The following is a 13289-nucleotide window of genomic DNA, read 5'->3' as shown; positions in this document are numbered from 1 at the left end:
GAGGTTCGCGTTTCTCCGCTTTCCACTTCTCCAATGAGACAGACCATGACCACCTCCATCCGCCAGGCTGACCTTATCGAATCCGTGTCCGCCGCGCTGCAGTACATCAGCTATTACCACCCCGCCGACTACATTGCCCACTTGGCACGCGCCTATGAGCGCGAGCAGAGCGCGGCCGCGAAAGATGCCATCGCCCAGATCCTGACCAACAGCAAGATGAGCGCCACCGGACACCGCCCTATCTGCCAGGACACCGGCATCGTGAACGTGTTCCTCAAGGTCGGCATGGATGTGCGCTGGGAAGGCTTTACCGGCAGCCTGGACGACGCCATCAACGAAGGCGTTCGCCGGGGCTACAACCATCCTGACAACACCCTGCGCGCCTCGGTGGTGGCCGACCCCGAATTTCTGCGCAAAAACACCAAAGACAACACACCTGCTGTGATCTTTACCGAGATCGTCCCCGGCAATACCGTCGAAGTGACCGTGGCAGCAAAGGGGGGCGGTTCTGAGAACAAGAGCAAGATGATCATGCTCAACCCCGGCGACAGCGTTATCGACTGGGTGCTGAAAACAGTGCCCACCATGGGCGCAGGCTGGTGCCCACCCGGAATGCTGGGCATCGGCATCGGTGGCACCGCGGAGAAGGCGGTGCTCATGGCCAAAGAAAGCCTGATGGATGACCTGGACATGTACGAGTTGCAGGCCAAGTCCTCCCGCGGTGAGGCGCTGGACAAGGTGGAGGAAATGCGCCTTGAGTTGTACGAGAAGGTCAATGCGCTGGGCATAGGCGCTCAAGGCCTGGGCGGCCTGACCACCGTGCTGGACGTGAAGATCAAGATGTACCCCACCCACGCCGCCAGCAAGCCAGTGGCCATGATCCCCAACTGCGCGGCTACCCGCCACGCCCATTTTGTGTTGGATGGATCCGGTCCTGTCTACATCGACCCGCCGAGTTTGGATCTGTGGCCCAACGTCAACTGGACACCCGACACCCAGAAGAGCAAGCGCGTGGATTTGAACACCCTGACGCCCGCTGAAGTGGCCAGCTGGAAACCCGGCCAGACGTTGCTTCTTAACGGCAAGATGCTGACGGGCCGCGACGCCGCACACAAGCGCATACAAGGCATGCTGGCCAAGGGCGAAAAGCTGCCGGTGGACTTCACCAACCGTGTCATCTATTACGTGGGCCCGGTGGACCCTGTGGCAGGCGAAGCAGTGGGCCCCGCCGGCCCTACCACAGCCACCCGCATGGACGGCTTTACCGAAATGATGCTGGCGCAAACCGGCCTGATCGCCATGGTAGGCAAAGCCGAGCGCGGACCGGTCGCAATTGAGGCTATCAAGAAACACCAGAGCGCTTATCTGATGGCCGTGGGTGGCGCCGCCTACCTCGTCTCCAAAGCGATCAAGCACGCCAAGGTGGTGGGCTTTGAAGACCTGGGCATGGAAGCCATTTACGAGTTCGACGTGGTCGACATGCCCGTCACTGTGGCGGTGGACTCCGGTGGCACCAGCGCGCACATCACCGGCCCCGCGGAATGGCAAAAGAAAATTGCGACGGGCGAATTCAAAAACATCCCGGTGACTTCGCGCTAAGCCTTTGTCCAAGTTCAGCAATTGCCCCATCGGGGTGTTTGACAGTGGGGTGGGTGGCCTGAGCGTCCTGCGGGCGCTCAGGGCCGAGCTGCCCCATGAGAAGTTTGTCTATGTGGCCGACAGCGGCCACGCGCCCTACGGGGAGCGCGATGACGACTACCTGATTGAGAGATGCCACACCATTGTTCGATGGTTCCGAGACCACCATCAGATCAAAGCATTGGTAGTGGCGTGCAATACGGCGACCGCAGCGGCCATTCACGTCCTGAGGGAGGCCCACCCGGAGCTGCCCATCATCGGCATTGAGCCTGCATTAAAGCCGGCAGTGCTACTTAGCAGAACCAAGCTAATCGGCGTGATGGCGACGCGCAGCACGCTCCATAGTGAAAAGTTCAAGCGGCTGCTTACATCGCTGGAGAACCAAGCCACCTTTGTTCTACAGCCCTGCTCCGGCCTCGTGCCTGCCATTGAGGCGTTCGACGCTATCAAAATAGGAGCTGCTTGCGCAGAATACACGGGCGCCATGGGCCGATTTGGCTCCAATCCAGGGGAAATCGACACCTTGGTCTTGGGATGCACTCATTACCCCTTCGCGGAAAGCTCGTTGCGGTTGGGGACTGGCATGGCCGTCACTTATATGGAAGGCGGAGCACCCGTGGCAAGACAGACAAGACGATTGCTGGAAGCGGCAAACCAGCTCCAAGTTGGCGACCAAGGGAAAGCCGCAATTGTCAGACTCTATAGCTCTGGCGACCCCTTGGCCTTGGCATCCGCAGCGGCGCGGTGGCTGGGTCTGAAAGCCGACGCACTCTCGCTTGTCGCTTGAACCATAACCATGCCGGATGAAGAAGCATATCCATGCCGCCTATGTAAAAAACTAGTCAGACGGCCACGCTGCGTATTCTGGTTGACCTGACCATCTGTTTCGGAAATTGCTGACAACCAACAGCTAGTTTTCTTGTGTTGATCAGAGTGAGTTGCTCTGGAGGCGTTCAATGTCATCTATGGGCGGCGGATTCAACCGGTCGATGCAACACATTCGCTGAACATTTCAGCGGGTGTATGGAAGCCGAGCGTTTTGCGCGGCCTCTCATTCAATTGTCTGGCAATTGCATTGAGTTGAACCTGAGAGAAACCCGAGAGGTTCATGCCCTTTGGCATGTACTGTCTTAGCAACCCATTCGTGTTCTCGTTGCTTCCACGTTGCCATGGGCTTTGCGGATCGCAGAAGTAGACTTGGATGTCGGTGGCTACGGTGAACTTCTTGTGTCCATGCATTTCCGTACCCCTGTCCCAAGTCAATGACTTATAGAGCTCTTGCGGCAGTTTTTGAGCGTTCTTGATTAGCGCGCTGACAACTGTTTGCGAGTCTTTTCCATCGAGTTTGACTAGCATCACGTACCGCGTCTGACGCTCAACCAGTGTTGCGATCTGGCTATTGCCACTGCCAAAGACTAAGTCCCCTTCCCAGTGACCAGGTACTGCTCGATCCTCAACGCCGAGTGGCCGCTCACTGATCGAGACAGCGTCGATGATCTGTCCGTGGATTGCCGTCTTCTGCGTGTAGTGACGAGACCGACGCATGCCACGAGTACGCCTCAGATGGGCCAAAAGCTCCTTCTTCAAGGCGCCACGTGCTTGGATGAACAGGCTGCGGTAGATGGTCTCGTGTGACACGTGATGGCTTTCGTCGCACGGATAAGTATGCTTGAGCCAGCCTGCGATCTGTTCCGGTGACCAGAGCATCCGCAGCTTCATTGCCACGATGCGAGCCAAGGCACGGTTATGCACTAACTTGCAGACCTTGGGGCGATGCCCCCGATTCCATGCAGCTTGGTCGGCTTGATTCGCGCGGTAGTTCTCTTGGCCGCCGTTACGCTTAATTTCACGACTGACAGTCGAAGGGGCACGTCCGAGCGTCGTCGCTATCGCTCGAATCGACAAGCCAGCCACCACCGCACGCGAAATCTCCTCACGCTCTGCCAACGTCAGTGCAAGACAGGAACGGCGACGCTCTGGTGGGCGGATTCCACCTGTCTCTGCCAGGATTTGGCGCACCGATCCATGGTGGCGATCAAATAGCTTGCCAATCTCGTGCAGCGTCCACCCTTGCTTCCAGCGCTCCCACATGAGCGCCTTCTGACTGTCTGTGTAGTAGGTTCGCGTTCGATACTTCATCTGCAACACTCCTTCTGCTCGCGCAGGTTTTAGTGTGTTGCATCGACCGGTTGAATCCGCCGCCAGTTGCGGACATTTGCGAATGTCTGCTTACGAGCAACGACCAATGCTTGCTTGTGTGGCTAGTCCTAGTTCCAAAAGTCAATGCAAGTCACACGTGAAGGAGGAAGGACATTTCAAAAATTAGTAAGTCAGAATTGAAGCGTAGCTGGCCTGAGTTTATGGCAGCTCCCTGCAAAGTGACCTCAAGCAATTTTTTGGGTCGACGTCCACCAATTTCCGAACGCATCCAAACTGGATCTGCTAAGACTGCTAAACACCTCTTCTCATTCAATGTTTTCCAAGATTTTGTCAGGCAAGTACTCTGAAGAGAGACTCCAGCTCTTAACGGTTGCTGTTAGTTGCGTTGTGCTCGCCACGCTGAATGCTGCTGTGTATTTTTTTGTCCCCCTTAGTCAGGGAATAACACTTCAACCGTTAACGGGTGCGGATGTTGAAATCACGGCCACTATGAAGATGCTCTACCTTGGAGCATCCGGGGCATTCGTGACAGTTGTACTTTCACTTGTTCGAAATCCGGCGAGATGGATTGTTTCTATCTTTTTCTTCATTGCGATTGCTATTCTGGGCAATTTCACGATTTCGAAGTTAAACATCGTTCTCGATGAGTCGATACCGAAGTTAGTACAGGGAAAGCTAAAAGAAATTTCAAAAGAAAAAAGGTACGGAAAAACTCTCTGGGCTGTGATAAGCGATGAAAACGATCAGCCGATTCTGATCACAACGAGGTTCGACGTTTCACGTAAGCTGGTACAGGTTGATGGGACAAGCGTGACCTTCTTCATGTGTGATGGATACTATAAAGATCCTTACATCTGTACCAATACGCCCAAATAGCTGATTTGACTTGATTGCAGAGTACAAGAGAGCTTCCTATCAACCTTCGACACGTCTGAACGTCTAGCTCTAAGGTATTGCTTCTGCTCAAAGCCACAAGTTTCCTTGTCTGTCTATGAAGTCCGCAGTCAAGTCGAAATTCAGTGTTGTCAGGAGTCCGTTTTGGGTCGATTTCTGCCTTACTCACGCGCGCCGGTCCAAAGGAATACGCGTACCACAGGGCAAGATTTTCGCCACGGACTCTTGCCCCCACCCATTGGAAGTAATTCCGTGCCGCAGTTTTCATAAGCGTGCTATGTCAAAAACTGCATTTAGAAGAATCTGCGTCCGAACCGCCAGCTTGAGCAGACTACTGCCCCGTTCGCAGGCGAAACGAAGAAAAATTCGCTGTTGGGCTTGTGAAGCATATGCGTGCCGCCCAATTTTGGAAGTAATTGCGTGCCAAAGCGGCACGGTTATGAGTACAGGTACATCGCTGGGTGCCTAAATTTGCACCATGGCGTGCCCGGAGGGGATCGAACCCCCGACCCACAGCTTAGAAGGCTGTTGCTCTATCCAACTGAGCTACGGGCACAAAGAACAAAGGCCCCAAAGCAGTACAACTTCAGAGCCTTTGATTTTGAAAGAATGGTCGGGGCGGCGGGATTCGAACTCGCGACCCTCTGCTCCCAAAGCAGATGCGCTACCAGGCTGCGCTACACCCCGACAGCTGGTATTCTAACCCGATTCGAGGACTGTTTTAGCCAACGGACTGACTTTTTGAACACCACTTGAATGCAAGTACCTTCCCCTACCGTCCCATGGTTGCAGCCGGCGGATCCATTTCCCTCCATTTTTGACGCTTGGGGAGAAGATACGCCCGCGCCCGGCCTATTGGCCGCCGGAGGAGCACTGGACGCTGACACGTTGCTGGATGCTTACAGACACGGCATTTTTCCGTGGTTCAGCGATGGACAACCGACCCTCTGGTGGAGTACCAATCCCCGGATGACATTGCACACCTCTGAATTCCGGCTGCACAGATCGCTACGCAAAGTTATCAAAAAGTTCCGCAATACACCTGGTGCTGAAATCCGCATCGATCATGATTTTGGGGCCATCATCGACGCATGCGCAGGTGTCAAGCGCGCTGGCCAAAGCGGCACATGGATCGTTCCGGAAATGAAAGCAGCCTACATGGAGCTGCATAGACGCGGGCACGCTCACAGCGTGGAGACCTGGCAGGATGGCGTGTTAATAGGTGGTTTGTATTGCGTATCCGTGGGTCGTGCAATTTTCGGGGAGTCGATGTTCGCACGGCGGACGGATGCATCCAAAATCGCACTCACAGCGTTGGTGGGCATGTCATTGGCACAGGGTGTGGATTGGATCGATTGCCAGCAGGTGACTGATCATTTGGCTTTCATGGGAGCGCGGCCGGTTGACCGGAGCATTTTCTCGGACTACTTGTCGGATGCAACGGCCCATCCCGGAATCGAATGGAAGTTTCAGCCCCTATACTGGGATCAGCTGTTGTCAGCCTGCGCAAACCCCACATGACGGATCTGACCGACCTTCCTCTCCAGACGCTGCAGTTTTACGCCACAGCGCCTTACGAATGCAGCTACCTGCCCGATCGTCAGGCACGCTCCCAGGTGGCTACACCTAGCCACATCATCGACACCGCTACTTATTCGAGTCTGGTTGCCAAAGGGTTCCGACGCAGTGGCATGTTCACTTACCGCCCTTATTGCGATGGTTGCCAGGCCTGCACACCGCTGCGAATTCCCGTGAACGAGTTCAAGCCAGACAAAAGCCAACGTCGTGCTTGGAAGCAGCACGCTGACTTACAGGTTCGCGTGTTGAATCTGGGGTTCTCCCGTGAGCATTACGACCTTTATCTGAAATACCAGCTGACCCGGCATGCAGGCGGAGGCATGGACGAAGACAGTATCGACCAATACGTGCAGTTCTTGCTGCACAGCAGAGTGAACTCCCGCTTGGTTGAATTCCGGAAAGCACCTGCTACTCCTGACGCGGTCGGCGAACTCAAGATGGTCTCCATACTCGATGTTCTAGACAACGGTATCTCGGCTGTTTACACTTTTTTCGCCCCGGAATCCCAGACCAGCTACGGTACATACAACGTACTTTGGCAAATTGAGCAGGCTCGCCAATTGGGCTTGGAATATGTTTACCTCGGCTATTGGATCACTGAGAGCCCGAAAATGGATTACAAGGCACGGTTTCGGCCTCACGAAATATTGGCAAATGGTCAATGGACCCTAGGTGCCTAGCCGAAGGGAACATGAATGATCCTTTGAGGGGTTAACATCCAGCAAAGCACCACCATGACTAAAAAAGAACACGACCCACAATCCGCGCCGGCTGTCCAAGTTCTGGAACGCATGTTCACCTTGATCGATGTGTTGGCTTCGCGTGAAGATGCCATCCCCCTGAAGGAAATAAGCGAGAGGGCCGGCCTGCATCCATCAACGACCCACCGTATCCTCAATGACTTGGTGTCAGGTCGTTTTGTGGATCGCCCGCAATCTGGTAGCTACCGTTTGGGCATGCGCTTATTGGAGTTGGGTAATCTGGTCAAGGCCCGCCTGAATGTGAGGGACGCTGCGCTGGGTCCCATGCGCGAGCTCCACAAACTGACACAACAACCCGTCAATCTGAGCATGCGCCAAGGGGATGAAATCATCTACGTGGAGCGTGCCTACAGTGAGCGTAGTGGCATGCAAGTGGTTCGCGCAATCGGTGGCAGAGCTCCACTCCATTTGACATCAGTAGGCAAGTTGTTTCTCGCAGCCGATGACCCGCTGCGTATCCGTTCCTACGCCAGCCGAACAGGCCTTCAAGGGCATACTAAAAACAGCATCACAGAATTGGATGCTTTGGAGCGTGAACTTGCAAGAGTCCGCCAATATGGCCAAGCCAGTGACAACGAAGAGCTTGAATTGGGGGTCCGCTGCATGGCCGCAGGCATTTACGACGACCAAGGCAAGCTAGTCGCAGGCCTGTCGATTTCAGCTCCGTCTGGGCGATTGGAAGACGACTGGCTGCCTAAATTGAAAGAAACTGCCCGCCACATTTCGGAGACATTGGGATTCCGGCCGAACTTACGCTGAATTTCATCAAAAAAGGCCTGTCGATACAGGCCTTTTAATCAGTTCGTAGCAATGCGGCTATCGAATCCGCGTAATGCCAATGGCGAGACTTTGCTCGTACTCGCAGGATGCGCGGTTTCAACCCACTTACGCACCCGTTCAGCATCTGCAATACGAGTCAGTTTGCCAGCAGAGTCCAGGAAAACCATAATCAGCTTGCGACCCGCAATTTTGGCCTGCATAACCAAACATTGTCCGGCTTCTGTGATGTAGCCAGTCTTCTGCAAGCCGATTTCCCAAGCCGGATTTTTCACCAAGCGATTGGTGTTGTTGTATTGAAGAGTACGGTTCCCCACTTCCACCTGATAACCAGTGGATGTCGACAACTCGCGCAATGTGGCATCGCTGTAGGCGTAATTGACCAGCGTTGCCAAGTCCTTGGCGCTGGACTGGTTGCGGCTATTCAGTCCTGTGGGCTCCACATACTGGGTATCTGTCATACCCAAGATTCGGGCTTTATTGTTCATCAATCCCACGAAATGCTGCAAGCCACCGGGGAACGTGCGGCCCAGCGCATGTGCCGCCCGGTTCTCACTGGCCATGAGAGCCAAATGCAGCAACTCACCGCGAGACAACTCCGTGCCCACACGCAGGCGGGATGAGCTGCCTTTTTCGGTATCCACATCCGCTTGTGTGATTTCGATGGTTTCATCCATCGACAACCGCGCCTCACTCACAATAACACCCGTCATCAGCTTGGTGATGGAGGCAATGGGCAAGACTGCGTTTTCGTTTTTGCTAAACAAAACCTCTTTGGTGTCCTGATCAACCACGAAAGCCACACTGGACTTCAAAGCCAAGGCATCCTGCTTGCCATGCAGGCCAGCGAGTTGCCCATAAGACGGCTTGGGCGCTGCAGCAACCACTTTGGCGGCTTTGGGGCTTTTGGCGATTTGTTTCTTCTGACGGGACGGCTTGACGTTGGCTTGCACTTTGGTCGCTGTGGCTTTCGCTACAACTTTTTTGTGCTTGGTCGTCGCAGCTGCATCCTGAGAAAGCAACAGCGACGAGACCAAAAAGCCTGCGACGCCCAGTTGAATGAGTATGCGTTTCAACGTAATTCCTTTGAAAAAAGCGTCTTCACACGGGATGCAAACGCTTTTTATGATGTTTGCCGGCAGTTTAATCAAAAAACTCTAAATAGATCAACTACTTGCAAGCTAAACCTCAACTATTTTTCAAAAGACTGTACTCAACCTTGAGCAGCAACCCTGTCAGCCTTGTTCTGAAGCTTGTTCAGGGCACTCAAATAAGCCTTCGCAGAAGCCACCACGATGTCGGGATCAGCGCCGACTCCGTTAACGACCCGGCCACTATTTTGCAAACGTACCGTCACTTCGCCTTGGCTTTCAGTTGAACCACTGATGGCATTCACAGAGTACAAGACCATCTCGGCACCACTCTTGACGAGCGACTCAATGGCTTTGAGAGAGGCGTCCACAGGACCATTTCCATCGGACTCGCCCTTCATTTCCTTGCCACCAGCAGTAAAGACGATTGCCGCACGGGGACGTTCGCCGGTTTCACTGTGCTGGGACAGGGACACGAAGCCATATTGCTCACTCTCCAACGACACGCTTTCGTCCCCGACAAGAGCCAAAATATCTTCGTCAAAAATCTCGCTCTTGCGATCAGCCAGCTCTTTGAATCGCGCAAACGCTGCATTGATTTCCGACTCGCTGTCGAGCTGAACACCCAGCTCCTGCAATCGCTGTTTGAACGCATTGCGACCACTGAGCTTTCCAAGCACCAGCTTGTTGGCCGTCCAACCCACGTCTTCAGCACGCATGATTTCGTAGGTATCCCGCGCTTTGAGTACACCGTCCTGGTGAATGCCCGATGCGTGGGCAAAGGCGTTGGCCCCAACGACTGCCTTGTTCGGTTGCACCACGAACCCGGTCGTCTGGCTGACCATACGACTTGCAGCCAGGATGTGCTTGGCATCGATACCCAGCTCCAGACCAAAATAGTCCTTGCGGGTTTTGACCGCCATGACGATTTCTTCCAAGCTGCAATTGCCGGCCCGTTCGCCCAAACCATTGACGGTGCATTCAACTTGGCGTGCACCCCCGATCTTGACGCCTGCCAACGAGTTGGCGACAGCCATGCCAAGGTCGTTATGGCAGTGCACCGACCAGATCGCTTTGTCCGAGTTAGGTATGCGTTCCCGTAAATTCTTGATGAAGTTGCCGTACAGCTCTGGCACGGCATAACCCACGGTATCCGGCACATTGATGGTGCTCGCCCCTTCCGCAATCACGGCTTCCAGAACACGGCACAAAAAATCAGGGTCACTGCGGTAGCCATCTTCGGGGCTGAACTCGATATCTGCTACCAAATTGCGCGCAAACCTTACGGACTGCTTGGCCTGCTCGAGCACCTGCTCGGGCGTCATACGCAGCTTCTTTTCCATGTGCAAGGCAGAAGTTGCAATGAAAGTGTGAATACGTGCGCTGTTGGCCCCCTTGAGGGCCTCGGCTGCACGGGCGATGTCACGGTCATTGGCGCGCGACAACGAACACACGGTCGAATCCTTGATGGAGTTGGCGATCAGTTGAACAGCCTCAAAATCGCCGTTCGAGCTAGCTGCAAAGCCAGCCTCAATGACATCCACTCGCAAGCGCTCCAACTGGCGCGCAATACGCAACTTTTCGTCGCGCGTCATGGATGCACCGGGCGACTGCTCACCGTCACGCAAGGTCGTGTCAAAAATGATCAACTTGTCTGTCATCGCTTCTTCTCCAATACAGTTTTACATGTGCAAGCCGCGTTCGTCCGGCTCGTCGGTTGAAGTACTGATCACGCTCGTCTGCACGCCGCGAGCTTTTCTGACGGCATAGATCACATAGCCGCTCAGACCATAGACCACAAAAACCCCAAAAATGACGGTAGGCGGATCAATGTTGATCACCGCGATACCCAAAGCAATCAGAACGATCACGGCGAACGGCACGCTCTTCTTCATGCTGACATCTTTGAAACTGTAGAAAGGCACGTTGGTTACCATGGTCAAGCCGGCATACAAAGCGAAAGAGAAGGTGACCCAAGCGATGGAAATGCCCCAGACTGACTCGGTTCCCTTGAAGCCCAACTCGGTCATCAGCCAGATAAAGCCGATGACCAACGCTGCAGCTGCCGGTGAAGGCAAGCCTTGGAAATAGCGCTTGTCCACAACGGCGGTATTCACATTGAATCGGGCAAGTCGAAGCGCAGCGCAGGCGCAGTAGACAAAGGCAGCGATCCAACCCCAACGTCCCAGCTCCTTGAGAGCCCAAATATAAGAAATCAACGCAGGAGCCGCACCAAATGACACCATGTCGGAAAGAGAATCCATCTGCTCACCAAAGGCACTTTGGGTATTGGTCATGCGCGCTACGCGGCCATCGAGACTATCCAGGACCATGGCCAAAAAGATGCCCACACAGGCCAGATCGTATCGGCCATTCATCGCCATCACGATGCCGTAAAACCCGCCAAACAGTGCGGCCAGCGTGAACAAGTTGGGCAGAACATAAATGCCCTTGCGTCGCTTCACAATGACCACGGCGTCAGCGCTTGCGACTTTTGATTCAGAACCATCATGCATAAATTCTCCTTGCCAGCCACACACGACCAAGTGATCCACACTGGAACACTCCGTGCCGGCACGATTGGGGTGCAGTGTAAAGCAGTGCAATGTAGCCCTGCCGAAGAACACCCACCAATACAAAAGGCCACCGAAGTGGCCTTTTGATGTACCTGCAATGGCTTAGTTGCGGGTCTGGTCCACCAGCTTGTTCTTGGCAATCCAAGGCATCATGGCGCGCAATTGCGAACCCACCACCTCAATGCTGTGATCAGCGGTGTTGCGACGGCGTGCGGTCATGCTTGGGTAATTCAAACGGCCTTCCTGGATGAACATCTTGGCGTAGTCACCGTTCTGGATGCGCTTCAATGCGTTGCGCATGGCCTTGCGGGACTCTTCGTTGATGACTTCAGGGCCTGTCACGTACTCACCGAACTCCGCATTGTTGGAGATGGAGTAGTTCATGTTGGCAATGCCGCCTTCGTAGATCAGGTCCACGATCAACTTCAGTTCATGCAAGCACTCGAAGTACGCCATTTCAGGTGCGTAGCCGGCTTCCACCAGGGTCTCGTAACCCATCTTGATCAGCTCAACCGCACCACCGCACAACACTGCCTGTTCACCGAACAAGTCGGTTTCAGTTTCTTCCTTGAAGTTGGTTTCAATGATGCCGGCCTTGCCGCCACCGTTGGCCATCGCGTAGCTCAGAGCCAAGTCACGGGCTTTGCCGGACTTGTCCTGGTGTACAGCGACCAAGTGAGGCACGCCGCCACCTTGGGTGTATGTGTTGCGCACAGTGTGGCCAGGGGCCTTGGGAGCAACCATCCAGACATCCAGGTCGGCACGGGGCACAACTTGGTTGTAATGCACGTTGAAGCCGTGTGCAAACGCCAAAGAAGCGCCTTGCTTGATGTTGGGGGCCACGTTGTTGGTGTACACCTCGGCGATTTGCTCGTCGGGCAACAGGATCATGACGACGTCAGCAGCCTTGACTGCATCGTTCACTTCCATCACGGTCAAGCCGGCTTTGCCAACCTTGTCCCAGGAAGCTCCGCCCTTGCGCAGACCGACCACGACCTTCACGCCGCTGTCGTTCAAGTTTTGCGCGTGTGCATGGCCTTGGCTGCCGTAACCGATGATGGCAACTGTCTTGCCCTTGATCAGGCTCAGGTCACAATCCTTGTCGTAAAAAACTTTCATTTTTCTCTCCGAAATAAATATTGGCGAAAAGCGCCCTGTTGCAAAAACTACCTAAGCTCGGGGCGAACGGTAAACACTGTCGCCAAACAATCCCTGTGTGTTGAGCCAGCCGAAGCACACACAGGAAAACCTTTATCAAACCCGCAGAATACGCTCGCCGCGACCGATGCCACTGGAGCCGGTTCGCACCGTCTCCAGAATGGCGGTGCGCTCGATGGCTTCCAGGAACGCATCGTTCTTGGATTGATCGCCTGTAAGTTCGATGGTGTAACTCTTTTCAGTCACATCGATGATGCGGCCACGGAAGATGTCGGCCATGCGCTTCATCTCTTCGCGCTCCTTGCCCACCGCACGGACCTTTACCATCATGAGCTCACGCTCGATGTAGGCACCTTCTGTGAGATCCACCACCTTCACCACCTCAATCAGGCGGTTCAGGTGTTTGGTGATTTGTTCTATCACGTCATCCGAACCGGTGGTCTGAATGGTCATGCGCGACAAGCTCGGGTCCTCTGTGGGCGCCACGGTCAACGATTCAATGTTGTATCCGCGGGCCGAAAACAAGCCCACAACACGGGACAAGGCGCCGGGTTCGTTTTCCAGCAAAACTGCAATGATGTGTTTCATAGGTACCGATTCCTCTTTTCGCTGCCCTCCCCGTGCGGCGGTAACCGCACAGCTTGGCAGACAATAGA

General features: G+C 54.5%; 12 protein-coding genes and 2 tRNA genes. 6 read left to right on the top strand and 8 right to left on the bottom strand.

The features are described from left to right. Positions 1–45 precede the first annotated feature (45 nt). Positions 46–1599 (top strand): fumarate hydratase, encoded by a 1554-nt coding sequence (locus RAN89_RS10340; RefSeq protein ID WP_313866238.1) that lies wholly within the window; start codon positions 46–48, stop codon positions 1597–1599. Positions 1600–1603: 4 nt separating this feature from the next. Continuing rightward, positions 1604–2425, top strand: coding sequence for a glutamate racemase (murI, locus tag RAN89_RS10335; protein WP_313866237.1), 822 nt, complete (start codon positions 1604–1606; stop codon positions 2423–2425). Positions 2426–2616: 191 nt separating this feature from the next. Here the strand turns inward: murI and RAN89_RS10330 are convergent, their stop codons facing one another. Then, the gene (locus tag RAN89_RS10330) at positions 2617–3777 is read right to left on the bottom strand and encodes an IS30 family transposase (RefSeq protein ID WP_313866236.1); all 1161 of its coding nucleotides are present in this window, start codon (positions 3775–3777) and stop codon (positions 2617–2619) included. 333 nt (positions 3778–4110) lie between these two features. Between RAN89_RS10330 and RAN89_RS10325 the strand changes: the two genes are divergently transcribed. Beyond that, positions 4111–4674, top strand: coding sequence for a hypothetical protein (locus tag RAN89_RS10325; protein ID WP_313866235.1), 564 nt, complete (start codon positions 4111–4113; stop codon positions 4672–4674). 497 nt (positions 4675–5171) lie between these two features. Here RAN89_RS10325 and RAN89_RS10320 read toward each other — a convergent pair. Beyond that, positions 5172–5248, bottom strand: a tRNA-Arg gene (locus tag RAN89_RS10320). A 54-nt stretch (positions 5249–5302) separates the two neighbouring features. Continuing rightward, positions 5303–5379 (bottom strand) — tRNA-Pro (locus RAN89_RS10315). A gap of 69 nt (positions 5380–5448) precedes the next feature. On the opposite strand from RAN89_RS10315, the gene aat reads away from it, so the two are divergent. The 3 genes from aat to RAN89_RS10300 are packed head-to-tail and all read left to right on the top strand — an operon-like array spanning position 5449 to position 7790. Continuing rightward, a complete protein-coding gene (gene aat / locus RAN89_RS10310; protein WP_313866234.1) occupies positions 5449–6213 on the top strand; it encodes a leucyl/phenylalanyl-tRNA--protein transferase in 765 nt (254 codons plus the stop codon). After that, positions 6210–6950 (top strand): arginyltransferase, encoded by a 741-nt coding sequence (locus tag RAN89_RS10305; RefSeq protein WP_313866233.1) that lies wholly within the window; start codon positions 6210–6212, stop codon positions 6948–6950. Before aat ends, RAN89_RS10305 begins: the two co-directional genes overlap by 4 nt. A gap of 54 nt (positions 6951–7004) precedes the next feature. Continuing rightward, a complete protein-coding gene (locus RAN89_RS10300) occupies positions 7005–7790 on the top strand; it encodes an IclR family transcriptional regulator (protein WP_313866232.1) in 786 nt (261 codons plus the stop codon). 38 nt (positions 7791–7828) lie between these two features. Here RAN89_RS10300 and RAN89_RS10295 read toward each other — a convergent pair whose 3' ends face one another. From RAN89_RS10295 to ilvN, 5 genes are all read right to left on the bottom strand, one after another. After that, on the bottom strand, positions 7829–8884 hold the full coding sequence (locus RAN89_RS10295) for a serine hydrolase (RefSeq protein WP_428983764.1): 1056 nt from the start codon (positions 8882–8884) through the stop codon (positions 7829–7831). Positions 8885–9021: 137 nt separating this feature from the next. Next, on the bottom strand, positions 9022–10560 hold the full coding sequence (locus tag RAN89_RS10290) for a 2-isopropylmalate synthase (RefSeq protein ID WP_300474365.1): 1539 nt from the start codon (positions 10558–10560) through the stop codon (positions 9022–9024). Positions 10561–10581: 21 nt separating this feature from the next. Beyond that, positions 10582–11415 (bottom strand): CDP-diacylglycerol--serine O-phosphatidyltransferase, encoded by an 834-nt coding sequence (gene pssA, locus RAN89_RS10285; protein WP_087493512.1) that lies wholly within the window; start codon positions 11413–11415, stop codon positions 10582–10584. 162 nt (positions 11416–11577) lie between these two features. Beyond that, on the bottom strand, positions 11578–12594 hold the full coding sequence (gene ilvC, locus RAN89_RS10280) for a ketol-acid reductoisomerase (protein WP_087493511.1): 1017 nt from the start codon (positions 12592–12594) through the stop codon (positions 11578–11580). 135 nt (positions 12595–12729) lie between these two features. After that, positions 12730–13221, bottom strand: a complete 492-nt coding sequence (ilvN, locus tag RAN89_RS10275) for an acetolactate synthase small subunit (RefSeq protein ID WP_087493510.1) — start codon at positions 13219–13221, stop codon at positions 12730–12732. Positions 13222–13289: the final 68 nt, after the last annotated feature.

Origin of the sequence: Rhodoferax mekongensis (assembly GCF_032191775.1) — a bacterium.
In the GTDB taxonomy this organism is placed as follows: Bacteria; Pseudomonadota; Gammaproteobacteria; order Burkholderiales; family Burkholderiaceae_C; genus Allorhodoferax; species Allorhodoferax mekongensis.
Note: the sequence above shows the minus strand (reverse complement) of the source record. Positions and strands in the feature narration are given on the sequence as shown.